This is a genomic window from Bifidobacterium sp. 2450, assembly GCF_041900695.1.
In the GTDB taxonomy this organism is placed as follows: Bacteria; Actinomycetota; Actinomycetes; order Actinomycetales; family Bifidobacteriaceae; genus Bifidobacterium; species Bifidobacterium longum.
In genome coordinates, this window is sequence record NZ_JBHEEA010000001.1 from 25645 (window position 1) to 48685 (window position 23041).

A 23041-nucleotide genomic window follows, 5' to 3' on the forward strand; every position below is an offset into this window, starting at 1 on the left:
TCGCTGTGCGACACGCGAGCGGAAAACAGTTACGCTAATCACATACTTGTAGTTTTGGCGGAAAATAGCCGAAAACCCCTATAAATAGTTCGACACACCACTGTTGAGCACTAGATATAGGGGTGGGGATGCCGTATTCTTCTAGAGGTTCAAGAAAACGACATCAATATAATTTCGTGTGGCCCACGTCGAGTGCGGCCAAAATGCGGAACTCAGGAGAGTGTTCGCCTTACAGGAAAGGGGTGCCCGATGGGCGCACAGGTGCTGGAAGAAACCGTTACCTATAACGAGACCAAGGTGGCCGCCAAGGCCTCCACCGTGCTCGTTGAGAAGCGTGATGGTCGTGTGGTCGACTTCGACCCCATCAACATCATCTCTGCGGTCAAGTCTGCTTTCGGCGACCTGAACAAGGAAGTCGGCCCCGAAGAAGATGCCATGATCCGTGGTTTCGCCAACCAAGTCGAAGGCGAAATCAAGGAGCGTTACGCCGGCCCCGCCAAGATCGAGGACATCCAGAATCTCGTGGAGCACGCCCTCATTGACGCCCACCTGTACGATGTGGCTCGCGCCTACACCAATTACCGTCTCGACAAAGACATTCAGCGTGCCAAGGCCACTGATGTCAACGAGGCCGTTGCTCGCTTCATCAACCACGACCCGACCCTGATTCACGAGAACGCGAACAAGGATTCCAACGTCTACTCCACCCAGCGTGATCTGCTGGCCGGTGCCGTGTCCAAGGCCGCCGCGTTCAACATGCTGCCGCCGGCGGTGTCCAACGCCCACATGAAGGGCGACATTCACTTCCACGATGCCGACTACTCGCCGTTCACTGCCCAGTCCAACTGCTCCTTGCCGAACTTCTGGGACATGTTGGCCAATGGCTTCACTCTTGGCAACGCTCCGATGGCTTCCCCGAAGTCCATCGCCATTGCGGCCACCCAGATTACCCAGATCATGAAGGACGTGGCCTCCAGCCAGTATGGTGGCCAGACCGCCAACCGTGCCGACGAGCATCTTGCCCAGTATGCCAAGAAGGATTACGAGAAGTTCCTTGAGGAAGCTCGTGAGACCATCCCCGACGGCATGCCGGTTGAATTCGCCCGTCGTCAGGTCGAGAGCGCCAAGAAGAACGAGCCCGCCAAGCTGCATTTCGGTTCCCGCGAACCGCTGCCGATGGACACCCCGTTCCACACCGACGTTGACGAACTTGAGCAGGAGCGTGAAATCCTCGCCAAGATTCGTACCCGCAAGGCCATCTATGATGCCATGCAGACCATGGAATACCAGATCAACTCCAACCGTGTGTCCAACGGCCAGACCCCGTTCGTGACTGTCGGCTTTGGTCTCGGCACCGACTGGTTCTCTCGTGAAGTGCAGCGCGCAATCCTGCTGAACCGTATTCGAGGCCTCGGCAAGGAACACCACACCGCCATCTTCCCGAAGCTTGTCTTTACTGTGAAGCACGGCGTGAACGCCGACCCGGGTGACCCGAACTACGATCTGAAGCAGCTCGCCCTCGAGTCCGCCACCAAGCGCATGTACCCGGATGTGGTGTTCTACGAGAACATCGTCAAGATCACAGGCTCCTTCAAGGCTCCGATGGGTTGCCGCTCCTTCCTGCAGGGTTGGATCAACTCGGAGACCGGCAAGGATGAAGAAGACGGCCGTATGAACCTCGGCGTGGTCACCGTCAACGTGCCGCGTATCGCCATCGAATCCCACGGTGACAAGGCTCGCTTCTGGAAGCTGTTCGACGAGCGTATGGAAGTCGCCCATCAGGCCCTCCAGTTCCGCATCATGCGCTGCAAGGAAGCCACCCCGGTCAACGCCCCGACCCTGTTCCGCTTCGGTGCGTTTGGTCGTCTTGGTGCCAACGACAACGTGGACCAGCTGTTCAAGAACGAGCGTGCCACCGTGTCGCTCGGCTACATCGGCCTTGCCGAGACCACCGCGGTCTTCTACGGCAAGAACTGGATTCGCGACCACGGCTGGGATCCGGAAGGCAAGGAGTTCGCGCTGTCCATCGTCAAGCGCATGAACGAGCTGTGCAAGCAGTGGAGCAAAGCGGAGGGTTACCACTATTCCGTGTACTCCACTCCGGCTGAATCCCTGACCGACCGCTTCAACCGCATGGACCGTGAAAAGTTCGGTCGTATCGAAGGCGTGACTGACCACGACTTCTACACCAACTCCTTCCACTACCCGGTGTGGTTGCAGCCCACTCCGATGGAGAAGCTCAGCTACGAGAAGGACTTCCCGTACTACGCTTCCGGCGGCTTCATCAACTACTGCGAGTACCCGTGCCTGCAGGACAACCCGAAGGCGCTCGAAGCCGTGTGGGATTACGCCTACAACATCGGCATCGGCTACCTGGGCACCAACACCCCGATCGACCACTGCTTCGTGTGCGGCTTCCAGGGCGACTTCGAGCCGACCGAGGAAGGCTTCAAGTGCCCGGAGTGCGGTAACTCCAACCCGGACAAGTGCAACGTCACCAAGCGCACCTGCGGCTATCTCGGCAGCCCGGTCCAGCGCCCGATGGTGCACGGCCGTCACGAGGAGATTGCCCACCGAGTCAAGCACATGAGCGGCGAAACCGGTCGTGTGACGCTGGATGACGGCACCACTCGCGAGTGGTTCGAAGAGGCCAAGTAGGGTCTATACTTGCTCCCGCTGGCGGGAGCTGTCGAGCGTAAGCGAGATTGAGGGTGGTCATCCTTTATGGTGTTGACCACCCTCAGTCCGTCTGATGACGGACAGCTCCCGTCAGCGGGAGCTAATGCTTTCCACAAGGAGGGAATCATGCCGGAGCTGCATACGACCAAGCCCGAACCCAAGCGCCATGACTTTGCGGCCGGCGAGACCGGGCGTGGCCCCTCCGTACCCTCCAACGGTCTTGCCAACGATCCGAAAGCCGGTCAATGGGATGGCCGGCGCATGTCCAAGCGGATGATTGCCGACTACAAAACCTTCATTGTCACCGACGGAGAAGGCGTGCGCAACTCCCTTTACGTCTCCGGGTGCCCCTTCCACTGCGTCGACTGCTTCAACGCCTCCATCTGGGATTTCCAAGCCGGCCACGAATACACGCAAAAACTTGAAGACAAAATCATTGAAGATCTGAAAGCCCCATGGGTGCAAGGCATTACGTTCCTTGGCGGCGAGCCATTCCTCAACACTCCCGTGCTGGTGCCGCTCGCACAACGTATCCGCCAGGAATTCGGTCATACCAAAGATATCTGGTCGTGGACCGGCTACACATGGGAAGAACTCATGCGCCCCGGAGAAACCCCAGACAAGCTTGAATTGCTACATCTCATCGACATTCTCGTCGACGGCCGCTACCTCAGAGACCAGAAGGACTCGCTGCTGCAATTCCGCGGCTCCAGAAACCAGCGCATCCTCGATGTGCCCAAGTCTCTGGAAGCCGGCGAACCGGTCATCTGGGCCAAGCTCCACGATCAAGAACGAGATGTCCCCGAAATCTATTTGAAAGACCGCGAAGCCGGCGAAGGCCAACAGGCCTCGTAGTAGCAGTTCTGGAATGCCGCACTCAGCAATATCGTTGGAACTGTTGGGAAAAGGCCTTCCCGTGAGCGAAATCACCTCGCCTCGTGCCATGTTGGGCAGGTGGTCGGACTAATATTCCAGAAGAAGTAGCCGGGCGAAGCCGTCCGCAGGTATCTGCCAGCCGTCCCGAAACGGTTCATGATGCCTCAAGGCGCACATACCCGGAAATCGGAATTAAGAGGAATACATGGTTGACATCGTCGCTGACGCGAGCGTAACGCCCGCCTCACAACTGAAGCCGCTGCGCGTGGGATTGGATATCGGCTCCACCACCGTCAAGGCCGTGGTGCTTGATCAGTCCGATTCCCTGAAAGACACCCTCTTCTCCGATTACCGACGCCACCACGCCAACGTGCGTGCCACCGTGGCCGGCCTGTTGGTCGACATCCACAAGAAGCTTGTGGACCTCGGACGCGGCGACGAACCGATTCGCCTATCCATCACCGGTTCCGGTGGTCTGGCGCTCGCTGACAACCTGCATGTGCCCTTCATTCAGGAAGTCATCGCCGAAACCGAGGCAATCGACAAGGAATACCCGCAGGCCGACGTCATCATCGAGCTCGGCGGCGAGGACGCCAAAATCACCTACCTGAAGCCCACGCCCGAACAACGCATGAACGGTTCGTGCGCAGGTGGTACCGGTGCGTTCATCGACCAGATGTCCACACTGCTCGACACCGACGCCGCTGGCCTCAACGAGATGGCCAAGAGCTACGAGAACCTGTATCCAATCGCCTCGCGTTGTGGCGTGTTCGCCAAAACCGATTTGCAGCCGCTCATCAACGATGGTGCGGCCAAGCCCGATTTGGCCGCCTCCATCTTCACCGCAGTGGCCACGCAGACCATTGCCGGCCTGGCTTCCGGACGCCCGATTCACGGCACCGTCATCTTCCTCGGCGGTCCGTTGTTCTTCATGTCCGAGCTGCGCGCCGCATTCCAGCGCGCGCTTGAGGGCAAGGTCGACGAATTCATTGTGCCGACCGACGCCCACTTGTATGTGGCATACGGTTCTGCATTGCAGGCCGACATGGACTCCGACGATCAGGGCCATTATTTCGAAGCCCACACGTGCGGCGATATCCTGAAGCGTCTGGACGAGCTGAAGAACCTGCCTTCCAACACGCCTACCATGCCGCCGCTGTTTCCCACCGAGGCCGATCGCGAGGACTTCAACAAGCGCCACCACAAGGAACACATCCACATCGGTACCCTTGAAGGTGCGCACGGACCGCACTTCTTGGGCATTGACGCTGGTTCCACCACTATTAAGGCCACACTGGTTAACGATGATCGTGAAATCGTCTGGTCCAGCTATGCCAACAACGAAGGCAGCCCGCTGACCGCCGCCATCAACATCGTCAAGAAGATTCAGGCAGAGCTTCCTGAAGGTGCGTGGATTGCGCGCTCCTGCGCCACCGGTTACGGCGAAGGTTTGATTACCACCGGTTTGCATCTGGATGAGGGCGTGGTGGAGACCATGGCCCACTATCGCGGCGCCGAAATGGTCAGCCCCGGCGTCACCGCCGTCATCGACATCGGCGGCCAGGATATGAAGTACTTGGCCATCACCGATGGCGTTATCGATTCAATCGCCGTCAACGAGGCCTGCTCGTCCGGCTGTGGTTCGTTCCTGCAGACCTTCGCCATGTCTATGGGGCTGACGATTCAGGAATTCACGCAAAAGGCTTTGGCATCCACCCATCCGGTGGACCTTGGCTCGCGTTGCACTGTGTTCATGAACTCCTCGGTCAAGCAGGCGCAGAAGGAAGGCGCGTCCATCGAGGACATCGCCGCAGGGCTGTGCTACTCCGTGGTGCGTAACGCCTTGTACAAGGTCATCAAGCTGCGCGATTCCGGCGAACTTGGCGACACCGTGGTAGTCCAGGGCGGCACGTTCCTCAACGACGCCGTGCTGCGCGCCTTCGAACTGCTCACCGAGCGTCAGGTCACCCGCCCGAACATCGCCGGCCTGATGGGCGCGTTCGGTGCCGCTCTGACCGCCCGCATGCACTATCAGGACGAAGCCGACCACTTGGATGTGGTGGTTAAGGCCGATGGGTCTGAGGAACAGTCCGAGGCCGAGCCCGCACCCAAGTCCGAGCCCAAGGCCTCAGCCTTCAAGAAGGCCGAGCCGGCCAAGCCTGAGGTCCATGTCGTTGTCGTGGACGGCGTGGCCCACACCGCCAGCTCCATCCTGACCGGCGAAGCGCTCGACAACATGAGCATGACCACCGAGCGTGACGTGTGCAAGCTGTGCCAGAACCACTGCAAGCTCACCATCACCACGTTCTCTGATGGTTCGCGCTTCGTGACCGGTAACCGTTGCGAACGCGGTGGCGACGCCAAGAAGAAGCGTTCCGACCGTCCGAACCTGTACGATTACAAGTACAAGCGTTGCTTCGCCTACCGCCGTTTGACCGACAAGAAGGCCACTCGTGGCGAGATCGGCATTCCGCGCGCCCTCAATATGTACGAGAACTACCCGTTCTGGTTCACGCTGCTCACCTCGCTGGGCTTCAAGGTGATGATTTCCGGCCGTAGCTCCCATGAACTGTTCGAGACTGGCATCGAATCCATCGCTTCCGAAAACATCTGCTACCCGGCCAAGCTGGTCCACGGCCATATCAAGTGGCTGATCGACAAGGGCATCAAGACCATCTTCTACCCGTGCGTGAGCTACGAGGAGAACCTCGTGCCCAACACGGACAATCATTACAACTGCCCGGTTGTGGCCAACTATCCGCTCGTCGTCGGCGCCAACATGCCCGAACTGCGCGAGGACGGCGTGCGCTACATGCACCCGTACTTCAATCTCGCCAACCACGAGCTCATGGTCGACCGCATTCTCGAAGAGTTCGCCTGGGCCAACGTGACCCGCGAAGAGGCCGAAACCGCAGTCAAGGCCGCGTACGCCGAAGACAAGGTCTTCAAGCACGACGTGCAGCAGGAAGGCCTGACCGCGCTCGCCTACATGAAGGAGCACAACTGCCGAGGCATCGTGCTCGCCGGCCGTCCCTACCACATCGACCCCGAAATCAACCACGGCATTCCCGAAACCATCTGCTCGCTGGGCATGGTGGTACTCTCCGAGGATTCCATCTGCGAACTGCAGCCGGGGGAGAAGCTCAACCTCACCGAATTCCTCTCGGAAGGCGAAGCCGACCCGCGTTCCAAGAACGTCGCCGGATTCCGCCACGTGGGCGACCGCACAGTCACCAAGATGCCGTTGCGCGTCACCAACCAGTGGGCCTACCACTCCCGTCTGTACGCGGCCGCGCACTTCGTGGCCTCCTACCCGGGCCTCGAACTCGTGCAGCTCAACTCCTTCGGCTGCGGTCTCGACGCCATCACCACCGATCAGGTGGCCGAGATCCTGGCAGACAAGGCGGACGTGTACACGCTGCTGAAGATTGACGAGGTCTCCAACCTGGGCGCTGCCAAGATTCGACTGCGCTCGCTCAAGGCCGCCGTCGAGGAACGCGAAGCCAATAGGGCTCGCGAAGCCGCCGCAGCCAAGGCATCCCAGGCCAGCGTGGCGAAGGCCGTGCAAGGCCCCAAGTCCACCGGCTTCCGCAAGACCGGCTCCACCGCGCCGACTCCAGGCCGCCAGATTCTGCTTGACAGCACCATGGCCGCCAACCCGAAGCTCACCAAGGCCATGCGTGCCGCCTCCAAGCGCGCCGCCGAACGCGACCTGCAAGCCGCAGTGGACAGCAAAAACGGCGTTTCAGATGGCACTACTGGTGTGACGGACACCAAGAACGCCAAGAAGTCCGGTCACAACAACGCCACCATGTCCCGATACGCGCATCGCGAGAAGTTCGTCAAGGACATGAAGAAGAACTATACGATTGTTGGCCCTCAGATGAGCCCGATTCATATGTCCTTGGTCGAAGCGGTGATTCGTTCCGGTGGGTACAAGTTCGACATCCTGAAGCATGCGAGCCGTGGCGATGTGGAAACCGGCCTCAAATACGTGAACAATGACGCCTGCTACCCGGCCATCATGGTCGTCGGCCAGCTCATCGACGCGATTCTGGAAGGCAAATACGATCCCGACCATGTAGCGCTCGCCATCACCCAGACCGGCGGCATGTGCCGTGCGACCAACTACTTCGGCCTGATCCGCAAGGCTTTGGTCGATGCCGGCTGCCCGCAGATTCCGGTCATCGCCATTTCTACCCAGGGCCTCGAAGACAACCCCGGCTTCAAGGCCACCCTGCCCCTGCTGCACCGTGCCATCAAGGCGCTGATTCTGGGCGACTTGCTTATGAAGTGCCTCTACCGCGTACGCCCATATGAGGTGGAGGAAGGTTCGGCCAACAAGCTGTACGAGCTGTGGGACACCATCGTGCGTGAGACCATCGAGCATCACGGCTATTCCAAGACCGCCGCCAAGACGCCGAGCATCAAGAAGGGTTATCTGCCGTATAACGTGCTGGCCAAGGAGATCGTGAAGTCCTTCGACAACCTGCCGCTGCGTGACATCCCGCGCAAGGTGCGTGTCGGCGTGGTCGGCGAGATCCTCGTCAAGTACCAGCCGGACGCGAACAACCATGTGGTCGACGTCATCGAATCCCAGGATTGCGAGGCCGTAGTGCCCGGCATCATGGAATTCATGACCACCCGCCCCTACATCACCGACTGGAACGAGAAGAACCTCGGCATGGGTGGCAACAAGACGCTCTACGCCTTGATGCGCAAGGGTCTTGACCTGTACGACGCGCCTATCAAGGCCGCACTGGCCACCTCGCACGGCAAGTTCAAGCAGGACGAGCCGATGCCCGAACTGGTCAAGAAGGCCGCCGAGGTCACTTCTATCGGCGTGCAGGCCGGTGAAGGCTGGCTGCTGACGGCTGAGATTCTGGAGCTTATCGAACAGGGTTGCCCGAACGTGATCTGTGCGCAGCCGTTCGCCTGCCTGCCCAACCATGTGACTGGCCGCGGCATGTTCGGCAAGATTCGCCGCCTGCATCCGGAAGCCAACATTGTCTCCATTGATTACGATCCGGGCGCTTCGGAAGCGAACCAGCTCAACCGTATCAAGCTGATGATCGCCGCCGCTAAGAAGGCTCACAACGCCAAGTTCGCCGAGGCCGGCGAGCCGCAGGGCTTCACCTCCGCGGATTGAACGCGCATACACTTAAGCTCCCCTCTATGAGGGGAGCTGTCGCGCAGCGACTGAGGGGAGTCTCTAGAGCGAGAAACCGGGCCGGAGCCTGCTATCGGTTTTTCGTATAGCGTATTGCGGGCTTTCGGGCACGCGCGCCGGCCGGCTCGAATACGATACAAAGCATGGTTACTCCCAGAATCAGTTACGCGCATCTGCTCGCCAAGCCGAACCCCAAGCACGTCGAGAGTCTGCTCAAGTTCTTTGAGAACGGCCGCTCCCAGCGTGGCACCGGTGGTTTCGGCGTGGAGATCGAGCACCTGCCCGTGCACAACAGCGACGACACCGCCGTGACCTACTACGAGCCGAACGGCATGGAAGAGCTGCTCAAACGCCTCGCCCCCTACTATGACGAGGACAAGGAATACTGGGAGAACGGCCATCTGGTGGGTCTCGGCCGTCCCGGCGTCGCCGTTTCTCTCGAGCCCGGCGGCCAGGTGGAGACTTCAATCGGCATTCTGAAGAAGCCGTCCGACCTGAATACGTTGTATTCCAAGTTCCGTCGCGAGCTCGACCCGATTCTTGACGATCTCGACTTCCGACTGGTCAACTACGGTTACCAGCCCAAATCCAGTTTTGCGGACGTTCCCGTTAACCCCAAGGATCGTTACGATGCGATGACCGACTATCTCGGTCGCGTCGGCCAGTTCGGCCCCTGCATGATGCGCTGCTCCGCCTCCACCCAGGTCAGTATCGACTACGTGGACGAGCGCGACTCCATCGAAAAGTTGCGTCTGGGAACCGTCATCGGTCCGATTCTGGCGTACTCCTTCCGCAACACCCCGTATTTCGAAGGTGAGACGAACCCATGGCCGTTGCTGCGCCAGCGCATGTGGGATTATCTCGACTTCCAGCGCACGAATGTGCTGCCGGGCCTGTTCGACCCGCGCTATGGGTGGGAGGATTACGCCATTGACGTGCTTTCCACGCCGCTCATGTTCGCTGATTTGACGCATACGCCTGAGGCTGTGGCCTCCGGGGCGAGCGCTAAGGAACTGCATCGCCCGGCCTTCCGCGAGAACGCGGGGGAGGTGTACCCGGACCGCGAGCTCAACCCGTATGAGATCAACCACATCATTTCCACGCACTTCAACGACGTGCGCCTGAAGAACTTCATCGAACTGCGCCACTGGGACTCCCTGCCCATCGAGCGCGCCGAGCGCCTGACCGAAATCGTCTCCTCCTTGTTCTACGTGCCCGAGCACCGCGACCGCTTGGAAAGCTACTTCGAGGGCATCAGCGAAGAAGAGGTGTTCGAGGCCAAGGCCAACATTCAGGCCCACGGCCGCGAAGCCACGCCGTACGGGCAGCCACTGGACTTCTGGAAGGAATTCCTAGGGCTGGAGGGCCTTCTGTCCGACATCCCCGGCGACCCGAAGCACCCCGACGTGTTCCAGGAGTAAGCGAAGAAGCATATACAGAAAAATCTATTGCGCGATATCGGTGTCGAAGGCATGACAGAATGTTATGTTTTGGCACCGTTTTGCATATCCGGCCAAGGATATTGGATGTGGTTGCGCATGGGAGTGGGGAGAATGCGGATAGACTGGCGGATATGACATCTGAGAATTCATTGCAGCATAAGCGTGTTCGCAAGTCGCCGGGGGAACGCCGGCAGGAAATTCTCGATGCCGCCGTGCGACTGATTTCCGAGTGTGGCTACAACGGTACTTCTGTGCAGGATGTGGCCGATGCGGTCGGTGTTACCAAGCAGGGAGTTTTGCGATATTTTCCTAGCAAAGATAACCTGCTTGCCGCGGTGTATCACGAGAATTACAATACGTTTGGCAGTGTGGAAGACTTCATGGCCTCCGGCCTGCCTGGTTCAGTGCCCGATGATTTCAGATTGCCCGCGTATCTGAGGTTCTTGGTACATTGCAATTCCACGCGCTCCATGCTTGTTCAGCTGTTCTCGATATTGCAGGTCGAATCGTTCAATCCTGCGCATCCGTTACATGACGAGTTTGCCAATCGTCGGGATTCGATATGGCAATACTATTCGACATACAACTGGAACCTGCCTTCCGAATTCACCTCGTTTGAGGAGGTCCGGCCCACGTTGCGCCATGCTCTGGAGATCATGGATGGTGTGCAACTGAGGTGGTTACGGGGGCCGGCCATTGACTTATGCGATGAATGGGCCGATCTGGAGCCGGCGATATTTCCTTCGCCGATATGGGACGGGTATCGCTGATTCGCTGTGCGCCTTGAACCGAGGCTTGTGCTGGATAGCGGCAGTAAGTATGCGGGCGAACGAAGGGGTCGCATGCATACGGTCGTTTTGGCGTATGTGATGCGCGCGGCATAAGCGTGTTGCATGCTGTCAATAGATAAACTACCAATTGGTAATTAAAAAGCCGTTCGATTTCACTGAGGAAAGCGATTTCGTATGACCGACAACACTACGCCTGTCGCAACTGCTGAAACCTTACCGTACAAGAATCCTGATTTGCCCGCTGGTGAGCGAATCGCCGACTTGCTCTCTCGTATGACTCTTGAGGAGAAGGTCGGCCAGATGATGCAGCTTGACGCCCGCGGCGGCGATCTTGAGGATCTCATCGTGAATAAGCATGTCGGATCCATTCTTCATACCAGCCCCGAGGATTTATCTCGTGCCGCCAAGACCGTCAATGAGAAGACGCGTCTGGGCATCCCGTTGGTCATCGGCGACGACTGCATCCACGGCTATTCCTTCTGGCCCGGTGCCACGATCTTTCCCTCCCAGCTCGGCATGGCCGTCAGCTGGGACGCCGCCAAGGTCGAGGCCGCTGGCCGCGCTACCGCCGAAGAGGTTTCCTGCACCGGCGTGCACTGGACGTTCTCTCCGGTGCTGTGCATCGCCCGCGACACCCGCTGGGGCCGCGTGGACGAGACCTTTGGCGAGGACCCGATGCTGATCGGCGAACTCGCCTCCGCCATGGTCAAGGGTTACCAAGGCGGTGCCAAGGCCGGCGAGGCATTGCCGAAGAACGCGATCTTGGCCTGCGCCAAGCATTTCGCCGGTTACTCCGAAACCCAGGGCGGCCGCGACGCATCCGAAGCCGACCTCTCCCACCGCAAGCTCGAATCCTGGTTCCTGCCGCCGTTCGAACGCGTGGCCAAGGAAGGCTGCGGCACGTTCATGCTCGGCTACGAGTCCATCGAAGGCGTGCCGGTCACGTTCAACAAATGGCTGCTGACCGACAAGCTGCGCGGCGCATGGCAATACAATGGCACGCTGATCACCGACTGGGACAACGTCGGCCGCTCGGTATGGGAGCAGCACGTCAAGCCCGATTACGTGCACGCCGCAGCGGACGCGGTCAAGGCCGGCAACGACCTGGTCATGACCACCCCGCAGTTCTACGAGGGAGCCATCGAAGCCGTAAAAACCGGTCTGCTCGACGAATCCCTGATTGACGATGCGGTAGCCCGCATCCTGGCCCTGAAATTCCGCCTCGGCCTGTTCGAAGACCCGCGCCTGCCGGATGCCGAACGCATCAAGGCGGTCATCGGCTCCGCCGAACACCAGCAGACCAACCTGGAACTCGCCCGCGAATCCGTCGCCCTGCTGCGCAACGACGGCGCCCTGCCGTTCGCCGCAAACAAGGCCAAGCGCATCGCTGTGGTAGGCCCGCTTGCCGACGACGCCCAGAACCAGCTCGGCGACTGGACCGGCAACTCCGGTCAGGTTTCTTGGATGCCAGACGGACAGCCTCGAGACATGATTACCACCGTGCTCGACGGCCTGACCCAGCTCACCGCCGACGATTGCGAAGTGGTCTACTCGCGCGGTGCGAACGTCATCGACCTCGTGCCTGACCCTGCCGGCGAGTTCTACCCGGACGGCCAGCCTCGCCCGAAAATCGGCGTTTCCGCCGCCGTCGATCAAGCAATGATCGACGAAGCCGTGGCCAACGCTCGCCAGTCCGATCTGATCGTGGCCGTGGTCGGCGACGTGGTCCAGCTGGTCGGCGAAACCTGCTCCACCGCCACGCTCGAACTGCTCGGTGGCCAGAACGCCCTGCTCGACGCGCTCGCCGCTGTGTCTGAAGAAACCGGCAAGCCGATGGTTACCGTGCTCATCAGCTCCAAGCCGCAGGTGTTGCCCGCCTCCATCGTGGGCGAGTCCAGTGTATTCGCCAAGCGCGTCAACGACCCCGAAACTGGCACCGGTTCCATCCTGTGGGCAGCAAATCCTGGAATGCAGGGCGGTCGGGCCATCGCCGAAATCATCCTGGGCCTGACCAACCCGTCGGGCCGACTGCCGATCACCTTCCCGCGCCACGCGGGCCAGCTGCCGGTCTACTACAACCAGATCCGCGGCCAGCATGGCGACCGGTACGCTGACCTCACCCAGGATCCGGCGTTCGCGTTCGGCGAAGGCCTGAGCTACACGACGTTCGCATACGGCGAACCGACCATTACGGGCGGCGCAAGCAACGCCGACGGCACATTCGCCGAAACCGACACCGTACGCGCCGAAATCACCCTCACCAACACCGGCGAGCGCGCCGGCGTGGAGATCGTGCAGGCCTACATCGGCGACATCGTGACCTCCTACAGCTGGACCGACCGCGAATTGAAGGCGTTCCAGCGCGTCGCACTGGAACCCGGCGAGACCAAGACCGTCACCTTCGAGATCCCGGTGGCGAACTGCACGATCGTGGACCCGGACGCCAACCGCATCGTCGAGCCCGGTGAATTCGAACTGCTCATCGGCCATTCGAGTCGTCGCGAGGACCTCAAGCGCACCACGTTCACCGTGGCGTAAGTGAGTCTGACAATCGCCGGGTAATGACAAAGTGGGATGAGGCTCGATGCCTCATCCCACTTGTTGGCTTGTTGTACTGTTGCGATGTTGCTGGTCAGCGTCAGTCGGACATTTCAGTCGGGCGTGGTGATGTGCTCCACATCCCAGCGCACGCCGAGCACTTCGGGCGCGTAACTGGCGTTCGAGCCCTATCAGCGCGCCCAATGCCGTGCCGAGCACGATGCGTACGGTGCAGTCGAGAATGATGGCCAGAGAAAACGTGGTGAACATGAGGATTCACCTCCTGAAAAATAGGCGTCAGGAACTTCCCGCACACCCTACAGCGCCAGCCCGCCTCCCGCAGCTACGTCGCCGCGTTCGGGTGGTTCGGGCTCCGTGCGGTGAGTGGGCCGCGGCCGTATGATGGAAGCGCGGGTGGCCCGGGATTGGTCCGGGACTGTTGGATGCGGCGGGAGGTGTCATGGTTCCTATCGAGCACGTGTACGACCAGATTCGCGCGTTCGCCGCTGATGCCGGCGCTCGCAAGGTCGTGCTGTTCGGTTCTCGCGCACAGGGCGTGAACCGGCCTAAAAGCGATATCGATCTTGCCGTGGCCGGTTGCCCCGATTTCAATCGCTTGGAGCAGAACCTTCAGGACAATCTGTGGTCACTGCTTAAAGTTGATGTCATCAATCTGGATGAGCCGATTTCTTCATCGCTGAGGGCGGAGATTGAGCGTAGCGGAAAGGTGCTGTATGAAAAAGTATGAGAATTACGTTTCCGCATTGAATTCGCTGCGCAAGGCTCCCGAACAGGATCTCGGCAATGATTTCATCCAGAGCGGCATCATTGACAAGTTCGAGTTGCAGTTCGAGCTTGGTTGGAAACTGTTCAAGGCGCTGCTGGCTTATGAGGGAGACCCTGTTTCCGCTTCCGGCTCTCCGCGAGATGTGCTCAAAACCGCTTTTCAATACTATGATTTCATGGACGAATCGTTGTGGCTGCGCATGCTGCGCGATCGCAATGATTCTGCTCATATCTATGATGAAGAACGAGCTCGGCGTCTTGTGGACGCCATCATCGCTGATTACATCCCCGAGTTTGAGCGTGCAAATCAGGGGTTGGTTGCTCGCTACGGCGAAGCATTGAACGATTAGCGTGACAGGTATGGCATCGGGCGCGCTGGGTATTGGCGAACGAATTAATGGGGTGAATCTCGGCAATTGGCTGGTGCTGGAGCGGTGGATGAAGCCGGGGATTTTTGCCGCCAGCGGCGAGGCGGACGAGATCTGGCTGCACCGGGCTACGGAGTCTGCTGAGCTTGAGACCTTGCTGACGCGGCATCGCGACACGTATATTACCGAGGCCGATTTCCGGAACATTGCCGCGCATGGCTATCTGGTCATGGCCGAGCAATTCCCGCTGTTCCGTCTGATCCCGGATCGGTGGCTGATGGGCTGGTATCGGTTCTTCGTGCGCTGGAACGAACGCCGCATCCGCCGGGTCGCGCGCTATACGTTGGTGATCGTAGGGGAGTGGTGTGTGACCAATAATCTGGCGAACCGCAACCCCTCGTCGAGGGACGCCGTCTACCGCGAGGTCGCCGCCATGCAGCGCAAAGCGTGGAACGCGTCCGCCGGACAGATCTACTGGAGCTACCAGCTGCGCGGCAATCGCGCTTTCCTACCTACCGTCGACCCGCAATCCGACACATCGCGGCTCGACCCATGGGACCTCGACCACGTCTGGCACGCCGGCTGGATGGCGTGCAACCGCACCAATTAGCGATATCCCTCCCAAAGGGGCAAAGGCATCAGAACATCCTCGCAGTCGGCCCACATGGTGTTGAGGTCCTGGCCGGGGGCGCGCAGCCAGCGCAGCTGGAGGCCGTCCATCATCGAGAATCCGGCCTGCAGCACATGTCCGACATTGACGCCTTCCGGCACGGACCAGTTGATGTTGAGCGTCATGGTGACCGTGCGGCGCTCGCGGTCGGCGAAATAATCGTGCGCGGGGTGGGCCGGGTCGAGCGCCTCGGCGCTGAGCGTGGAGAACATATGCACCAACGCGGGCCTCTTGTTGTTCACAGCCACCACCTGACGCCACATATCCGCGATAAGCGGGCGCTCCTGGGCGACCATCGCGGCATTGATCGATTCGGTGACCCGGTCGTATTCCTCGGTCAGCGCCAGCTTGAGCAGTCCCTCCTTGCTGCCCACGTAATGCAGCACGCCGGCCTTGGTGAGCCCCACTTCGGTGGCGATGCGTTGCAGAGACGTGCCGTAATAGCCGAGTTTGCCAAACGATTCGACGGCGGCGGCGAGAATCGCGGTACGGCGATTGGTGTCGGTGGGGGAGGGGTCGTTCATACAGGCAACCTTACGGTCGGTTAGTAGTGATTCCAAATGATTTCGGCGTGTTGTGCCGTAGATTTTGATAATCTGCCTACCAACCGGTTGGTCGAGAGAAAACGGCAGTCGAGATTCGTGGAGGAACCTCGAACAACAGCCAGACAGCCCGGCCGAATCAGGACCAACGCATATCGGACAACCGCACAACTCAAGAAACTCAAGGAAAGAGGCAACATGAGCGAGTCCACCTACCCGTCCGTCAAGGATCTGACCCTGGAAGAGAAGGCGTCCCTCACCTCCGGCGGCGACGCCTGGCACCTGCAAGGCGTGGAAGCCAAGGGCATCCCCGGCTACATGATCACCGACGGCCCCCACGGCTTGCGCAAGTCCCTGGCCTCCAGCACCGGCGAGACCGATCTCGACAACTCCGTGCCCGCCACCTGCTTCCCGCCGGCGGCCGGCCTGTCCAGCTCCTGGAACCCGGAACTCATCCACAAGGTCGGCGAGGCGATGGCCGAGGAGTGCATCCAGGAGAAGGTGGCCGTGATCCTGGGCCCCGGCGTCAACATCAAGCGCAACCCGCTCGGCGGCCGCTGCTTCGAATATTGGTCCGAAGACCCGTACCTGGCCGGCCATGAGGCGGTCGGCATCGTCGCCGGTGTGCAGTCCAAGGGCGTGGGCACCTCGCTCAAGCACTTCGCCGCCAACAACCAGGAGACCGACCGTCTGCGCGTCGACGCCCGCATCAGCCAGCGCGCCCTGCGCGAGATCTACCTGCCGGCCTTCGAACACATCGTCAAGACCGCCCAGCCGTGGACCATCATGTGCTCCTACAACCGTATCAACGGCGTGCACTCCGCCCAGAACCACTGGCTGCTGACCGACGTGCTGCGTGACGAGTGGGGCTTCGAGGGCATCGTCATGTCCGACTGGGGCGCCGACCACGACCGCGTGGCCTCCCTGAACGCCGGCCTCAACCTCGAAATGCCGCCGAGCTACACCGACGACCAGATCGTCTACGCCGCCCGCGACGGCCGCATCGCCCCCGCCCAGCTCGACCGCATGGCCCAAGGCATGATCGACCTCATCAACAAGGCCCGCGCCGCGATGAGCATCGACGGCTACCGTTTCGACGTGGACGCGCACGACGAAGTGGCCCACCAGGCCGCCATCGAATCCATCGTCCTGCTCAAGAACGACGATGCGATCCTGCCGCTGAACGCCGACCCTGCCGCGGCCCGGAAGATCGCCGTCATCGGTGAATTCGCCCGCACCCCGCGCTACCAGGGCGGCGGCTCCTCCCACATCACCCCCACCAAGATGACCAGCTTCCTCGACACGCTCGCCGAGCGCGGCATCAAGGCCGACTTCGCCCCCGGCTTCACGCTCGATCTGGAACCGGCCGACCCGGCCCTCGAATCCGAAGCCGTGGAAACCGCCAAGAACGCCGACGTGGTCCTCATGTTCCTGGGCCTGCCGGAAGCCGCGGAATCCGAGGGCTTCGACCGCGACACCCTCGACATGCCCGCCAAGCAGATCGCCCTGCTCGAACAGGTCGCCGCCGCGAACCAGAACGTCGTGGTCGTGCTGTCCAACGGCTCCGTGGTCTCCGTGGCCCCGTGGGCCAAGAACGCCAAGGGCATCCTCGAATCCTGGCTGCTCGGCCAGTCCGGTGGCCCGGCGCTCGCCGATGTGATCTTCGGCAAGGTCAGCCCGTCCGGCAAGCTCGCCCAGTCGATTCCGCTGGACATCAACGACGACCCGAGCATGCTGAACTGGCCGGGCGAGGAAGGCCACGTCGACTACGGCGAGGGCGTGTTCGTCGGCTACCGCTACTACGACACCTACGGCAAGGTTGTGGACTACCCGTTCGGCTATGGCCTGAGCTACGCCACGTTCGAGATCGCCGACGTCACCGCCGCCAAGACCGGCGCGAACACCGCCACCGTGACCGCCACCGTGACCAACACCTCCGATGTGGACGCCGCCGAAACCGTGCAGGTGTATGTGGCTCCGGGCAAGGCCGACGTGGCCCGCCCGAAGCACGAGCTCAAGGGCTTCACCAAGGTGTTCCTCAAGGCCGGCGAATCCAAGACCGTGACCATCGACCTCGACGAGCGCGCGTTCGCCTACTGGTCCGAAAAGTACAACGACTGGCACGTGGAGGCCGGCGAATATGCCATCGAAGTGGGCGTGAGCTCCCGCGACATCGCCGACACCGTTGCCGTGGCCCTCGATGGCGACGGCAAGACCCAGCCGCTGACCGAATGGTCCACCTACGGCGAATGGGAGGCCGATCCGGCCGGCGCCGGGATCGTGGCCGCCGTGGCCGCCGCCGGCGAGGCCGGCGAGCTGCCGAAGCTGCCCGACAACGCCATGATGCGCATGTTCCTCAACTCCATGCCCGTCAACTCGCTGCCCACCCTGCTGGGCGAAGGCGGCAAGAAGATCGCCCAGTTCATGGTTGACGAGTACGCCAAGCTGACCAAGTAATACTACGCAAACTGCCAGCTCCCTTTTCTGAGATTCAGAGAAGGGAGCCAGTCTGTGTATAGGGCATATGTGGGATTCGTTGTCTAGGCAACACGCCATTGTTGTATATGCAACTGTTGTATATAGGTCTCTTTATCATGAATTGTTGCGTATACAACAATGTGGGGTGAAGGCGCATACGCGCACGGCCTCGCATGGTACGGAGGACAATGGATCAGCATATTCTCAGCATTGAGATGCGTGCGGTGACCAAAGCTGTCGACCGCTATCTCGGTGAGAGCATGCCGCTTTCCGCTAAGGAGACCACTGGCGGCAACGCGCATATCATCATGTTCCTGGCTCGTAACCGGAATAGTGAAATCTATCAGCACACCATCGAACAGAAGTTCTGTATCACCCGCTCCACCGCTTCGCGCGTGCTGGCGCTTATGGAAAAGAAAGGGCTGATTGCCCGCGAATCGGTGGCGCATGATGCCCGTTGCAAGCGTATCGTCCTGACCGATAAGGCGGGCGCCATCGTCGCCGATCTCAAAGCGAACGGCGAGCGGGTCGAACGGCTGCTGGTGGAGGGTTTCTCCGAAAGCGAGAAAGCAGCCCTACGTGACTACGTCAGTCGCATGCGCGCGAATATCGACCGCGCACAACATGAATTTGAACATCAAACACTCCCTCAGTCACCTGTGGTGATGGCTCCCGATCAAGACGGAGCGGAGGTTGCTAACACGAAGGAGGAGAACGAATGAGCGATACCGCAGAGGCAATCGCGCAGGTGCGCAAAGCCGTCGAGCCGGACAAGCCCAAACATGTACTGCGCACGCTGGGTCATTCGATTCGTGAATACAAGAAAGCCAGCATCCTGGCTCCGGTGTTCGTGGCGGTCGAAGGTATTCTGGAAATCCTGATTCCAACAATCATGGCCTCGCTGATTGATGAAGGCATCACCGGCGGCAGCATGCCGGCCACCGTCAAGTTCGGCGTGATTCTGCTGATTTGCGCCATGGTTTCGCTGGGTGCCGGCTTCCTGTCCGGAAAGTACGCGGCCGTGGCCGGCGCGGGCTTCGCCAAGAACCTGCGCAAGGACCAGTTCGAGAAGGTGCAGGGCTTCAGCTTCACCAATATCGACCGGTTCTCCACCGGTTCGATCGTGACCCGACTGACCACCGACGTGACGAACCTGCAGAACGCCTACATGATGATCATTCGTCTGGGCGTGCGTGCCCCGATTATGGTGGTCGTAGCCTGGCTGTTCTCGTTCCGTATCTCCCCGTCGATTTCCATGGTGTTCCTGGCCTGCATCCCGATTCTGGCCATCGGCCTGTGCGGTCTGGTCGTGCTCGTGCATCCGGTGTTCGAGCGTGTGTTCCACACCTACGATGCGTTGAACAACGTGGTCGACGAGAACCTGCAGGGCATCCGCGTGGTCAAGTCCTATAACCGCGAATCCTTCGAGGTCTCCAAGTTCGGCCGCATCTCCCAGCGCATCTTCAAGGACTTCACCAAGGCCGAGCGCATCATGAGCTTCAACATGCCGATCATGATGGTGTGCGTCTACGCCTCGATGATTCTCATCGCATGGATGGGCGCGCAGCAGATCGTCGCTTCCGGCAACAATGCGGCGTTGGGCCTGTCCACCGGCGAGCTGACCTCGCTGGTCACCTATGCCATGCAGATTCTTATGGCCATGATGATGCTGTCCATGATTTTCGTCATGGTGATTATTTCTCAGGCTTCTGCCGAGCGTATCTGCCAGGTGCTGCAGGAGGAAAGCACGGTGCAGAACCCGGCACAGCCGGTGACCGATATGGCTGATGGCTCCATCGAGTTCGACCACGTCAGTTTCCGCTACTCCGACAGTTCCGAAAAGCCCGTGTTGGACGATATCAACCTGAAGATTCGCTCCGGCATGACCATCGGCATCGTCGGCGGCACTGGTTCGGCAAAGTCGTCTTTGGTGCAGCTGGTGCCGCGACTCTACGACGTAAGCTCTGGCTCGCTCAAGGTCGGCGGCGTGGACGTGCGCGACTACGACATCGAGGCGTTGCGCGACCAGGTGGCCATGGTATTGCAGAAGAACGTGCTGTTCTCCGGCACCATCGCCGAGAACCTGCGCTGGGGCAACCCGGATGCCACCGACGAGGAGATTCGTCACGCCGCGCAGCTCGCGCAGGCTGACGGATTCGTTCAGGAATTCCCCGATAAGTACGACACGTACATCGAACAGGGCGGCACTAACGTTTCCGGTGGCCAGCGTCAGCGCCTGTGCATCGCCCGTGCGCTGCTGAAGAAGCCGAAGATTCTGATTCTCGACGATTCGACCAGTGCCGTCGATACCAAAACGGACAAGCTGATTCGCGCCGCATTCCACAACGAGATACCGGATACCACGAAGATCATCATCGCCCAGCGTGTGGCCTCCGTGCAGGAATCCGACATGATTCTGGTGATGGATTCCGGTCGCATCATGGCATCCGGCACGCACGACGAGCTGCTCGCCACCTGTGACGAATACCGTTCCATCTACGAATCCCAGACCAAGAACCAGGCCAAGCCCGAAGAACTGGCCGCTGCGGAACAGGCTGCTGAGTCATCTACCGTTGAGCCGTCCGAAACCGTGGCGGTGACAGTGACCATGCCCACGGCCGATACCAGCGCAGCTGATACCAATGCAGCCGATACCAAGGAAGGAGAAGCACGATGAGCAATGACCAGAGTTTCAAGAATCGCAAGCCTGACATGGGCAAAGCCGACCCCGGAACCATCAAGCGCATCTTCAGCTACATCTTCCAGTACAAGTGGCGCGTCGTCGCCATCGTAGTGTGCATTTTGGTCGGTGCCGCCGCGCAGGCCGGATCCGCGCTGTTTCTCCAATCGCTGATTGACACCTACATCCTGCCGATGGTGGGGGAGTCGAACCCCGACTGGGCGCCGCTGCTACGCGCCATCACTTTGATGGGCTGCCTGTATGTGGCCGGCATCGTGGCATCCTGGGCTTGGCAGTGGCTGATCGTCACCGTCGAGCAGGGCACGCTCAAGAAGATTCGTGACGATATGTTCGCCCACCAGCAGAAGCTGCCGATCCGCTACTTCGACAGCCACGAGCACGGCGACATCATGAGCCACTACACCAACGACACCGATACGCTGCGCCAGGCCATCTCGCAGTCGTTCCCGCAGATGTTCTCATCGATTATCTCCGCGGTCGCGGCGCTGCTGTCCATGCTGTGGCTGTCCATTCCATTCACTGCGTTCGTAATCGTGTTCACCGTTCTGCTCTACTTCATCGTGCGCAAGATCGTGAGCCGCTCCGGCCGCTACTTTGTCAAGCAGCAGCAGTGGATCGGCGACGTGAACGCCTTCGTGGAGGAATCCGTCAACGGCCAGAAGGTCATCAAGGTCTTCAACCATGAAGACGCCATCCAGAAGACCTTCGACGAGAAGAACGAGGAACTCTTCGAGGCGTCCGCCGAAGCGAACACCTGGGGCAACGTGACCATGCCGGTCGTCGGCAACATGGGCTACCTGCTCCACATCCTGCTTGCCATCGTCGGTGCCGCCGTCTCGCTGGCCGGCGTCAACGACATCGGTCTGACCGGTGTCAAGCCGCTCACCCTCGGCACGCTCGTCTCCCTGCTGACCCTGTCCCGCTCGTTCATCAACCCGATCGGCCAGGTCTCCCAGCAGCTGACCATGGTAATGATGGCGCTCGCCGGCGCCTCCCGTATCTTCAAGCTGATGGATGAGCCCATCGAGGAAGACAAGGGTACTGTGACGCTCGTCAACGTGGAACTGGGCGAGGACGGACGCACCATGACCGAGGTGGACCATGAGACCGGCCACTGGGCATGGAAGCGTGAGATCGGCGACGATGGTACGAGGTCTCTGAAGGCCGCCGAAAAGCTGCGCGGTTCCGCCTGCGAGGTGGCGATGAAGGCCAAGGAGCAGGCGATCACCTCGCCTGATGGGCGTTATACGCTGCTGCGCGGCGACGTGCGCTTCACCAACGTGACCTTCGGCTACAACCCGGACAAGCCGGTGCTGCACGACATCACCTGGTTCGCCAAGCCCGGCCAGAAGATCGCGCTCGTCGGCGCCACCGGTGCCGGCAAGACCACCGTGACCAACCTCATCAACCGGTTCTACGATATCCAGCACGGCCAGATTCTGTATGATGGCATCTCCGTGGCCGGCATCAAGAAGCCTGATTTGCGCAGGTCTTTGGGCATCGTGCTGCAGGACGTGAACCTGTTCACCGGTACCGTGATGGACAACATTCGTTATGGCCGTCTGAACGCCACTGATGAGGAATGCATTGAGGCCGCGCGTCTGGTCAATGCGGACAGCTTCATCCGTATGCTGCCCGAGGGATACAACACGGTGCTTGAGGGTGATGGATCCGGCCTGTCCCAAGGTCAGCGCCAGCTGATTTCCATCGCCCGCGCCGCGGTGGCCGATCCGCCCGCGCTGATTCTCGATGAGGCCACGTCTTCCATCGATACCCGTACCGAGGAAGTCGTGCAGGCCGGCATGGATAACCTGATGAAGGGCCGTACGGTCTTCGTCATCGCCCATCGTCTGTCCACCGTACGCAACTCCGACGTGATCATGGTGCTCGACCACGGCAACATCATCGAGCGTGGCTCGCATGACGAGCTGATCGCGCAAAAGGGCGAGTACTATCAGCTCTACACCGGCGCGGTGGAGCTGGAGTAGTCGGTACGCCTG

Annotated in this window: 14 protein-coding genes; 13 read left to right on the plus strand and 1 reads right to left on the minus strand. The window is 60.3% G+C overall.

The genetic code is table 11. The annotated features are described in order from the left end of the window. Positions 1-249 precede the first annotated feature (249 nt). From nrdD to ACEUKI_RS00160, 9 genes are all read left to right on the plus strand, one after another. Positions 250-2658 carry an anaerobic ribonucleoside-triphosphate reductase gene (gene nrdD / locus ACEUKI_RS00120; protein ID WP_115769895.1) on the plus strand — a complete coding sequence of 803 codons (2409 nt, stop codon included), beginning with the start codon at positions 250-252 and terminating at the stop codon, positions 2656-2658. Positions 2659-2805: 147 nt separating this feature from the next. Next, on the plus strand, positions 2806-3534 hold the full coding sequence (gene nrdG, locus ACEUKI_RS00125) for an anaerobic ribonucleoside-triphosphate reductase activating protein (protein ID WP_181896128.1): 729 nt from the start codon (positions 2806-2808) through the stop codon (positions 3532-3534). A 226-nt stretch (positions 3535-3760) separates the two neighbouring features. Further along, positions 3761-8704 (plus strand): acyl-CoA dehydratase activase-related protein, encoded by a 4944-nt coding sequence (locus ACEUKI_RS00130; protein ID WP_374156323.1) that lies wholly within the window; start codon positions 3761-3763, stop codon positions 8702-8704. A 164-nt stretch (positions 8705-8868) separates the two neighbouring features. Next, positions 8869-10146: a glutamate-cysteine ligase family protein gene (locus ACEUKI_RS00135; protein WP_115769898.1), complete on the plus strand. Its 1278-nt coding sequence runs from the start codon at positions 8869-8871 to the stop codon at positions 10144-10146. 59 nt (positions 10147-10205) lie between these two features. Next, positions 10206-10937, plus strand: a complete 732-nt coding sequence (locus ACEUKI_RS00140; RefSeq protein ID WP_115769899.1) for a TetR/AcrR family transcriptional regulator — start codon at positions 10206-10208, stop codon at positions 10935-10937. A gap of 195 nt (positions 10938-11132) precedes the next feature. Next, positions 11133-13496, plus strand: a complete 2364-nt coding sequence (locus tag ACEUKI_RS00145; protein WP_115769900.1) for a glycoside hydrolase family 3 N-terminal domain-containing protein — start codon at positions 11133-11135, stop codon at positions 13494-13496. 460 nt (positions 13497-13956) lie between these two features. Then, positions 13957-14244 carry a nucleotidyltransferase family protein gene (locus ACEUKI_RS00150; protein ID WP_374156324.1) on the plus strand — a complete coding sequence of 96 codons (288 nt, stop codon included), beginning with the start codon at positions 13957-13959 and terminating at the stop codon, positions 14242-14244. Continuing rightward, positions 14231-14632 carry a nucleotidyltransferase substrate binding protein gene (locus tag ACEUKI_RS00155; RefSeq protein ID WP_080786013.1) on the plus strand — a complete coding sequence of 134 codons (402 nt, stop codon included), beginning with the start codon at positions 14231-14233 and terminating at the stop codon, positions 14630-14632. The genes ACEUKI_RS00150 and ACEUKI_RS00155 overlap by 14 nt, the downstream gene beginning before the upstream one ends. A 10-nt stretch (positions 14633-14642) precedes the next feature. Continuing rightward, positions 14643-15260, plus strand: coding sequence for a hypothetical protein (locus ACEUKI_RS00160; RefSeq protein WP_374156325.1), 618 nt, complete (start codon positions 14643-14645; stop codon positions 15258-15260). Here the strand turns inward: ACEUKI_RS00160 and ACEUKI_RS00165 are convergent. Further along, positions 15257-15844 carry a TetR/AcrR family transcriptional regulator gene (locus ACEUKI_RS00165; protein WP_080786015.1) on the minus strand — a complete coding sequence of 196 codons (588 nt, stop codon included), beginning with the start codon at positions 15842-15844 and terminating at the stop codon, positions 15257-15259. The two genes, ACEUKI_RS00160 and ACEUKI_RS00165, sit on opposite strands and share 4 nt — an antisense overlap. Positions 15845-16060: 216 nt before the next feature. Between ACEUKI_RS00165 and ACEUKI_RS00170 the strand changes: the two genes are divergently transcribed. The 4 genes from ACEUKI_RS00170 to ACEUKI_RS00185 all read left to right on the plus strand — a co-directional run bounded on the left by ACEUKI_RS00170 (position 16061) and on the right by ACEUKI_RS00185 (position 23029). Next, positions 16061-18319 (plus strand): exo-alpha-(1->6)-L-arabinopyranosidase, encoded by a 2259-nt coding sequence (locus ACEUKI_RS00170; protein ID WP_080786016.1) that lies wholly within the window; start codon positions 16061-16063, stop codon positions 18317-18319. Between the two features lie 209 nt (positions 18320-18528). Then, a complete protein-coding gene (locus tag ACEUKI_RS00175; RefSeq protein ID WP_374156326.1) occupies positions 18529-19062 on the plus strand; it encodes a MarR family winged helix-turn-helix transcriptional regulator in 534 nt (177 codons plus the stop codon). Then, complete coding sequence (locus tag ACEUKI_RS00180) at positions 19059-21017, plus strand: ABC transporter ATP-binding protein (RefSeq protein ID WP_080786018.1); 1959 nt, start codon at positions 19059-19061, stop codon at positions 21015-21017. The genes ACEUKI_RS00175 and ACEUKI_RS00180 overlap by 4 nt, the downstream gene beginning before the upstream one ends. Beyond that, positions 21014-23029: an ABC transporter ATP-binding protein gene (locus ACEUKI_RS00185; protein ID WP_374156327.1), complete on the plus strand. Its 2016-nt coding sequence runs from the start codon at positions 21014-21016 to the stop codon at positions 23027-23029. Before ACEUKI_RS00180 ends, ACEUKI_RS00185 begins: the two co-directional genes overlap by 4 nt. Positions 23030-23041: the final 12 nt, after the last annotated feature.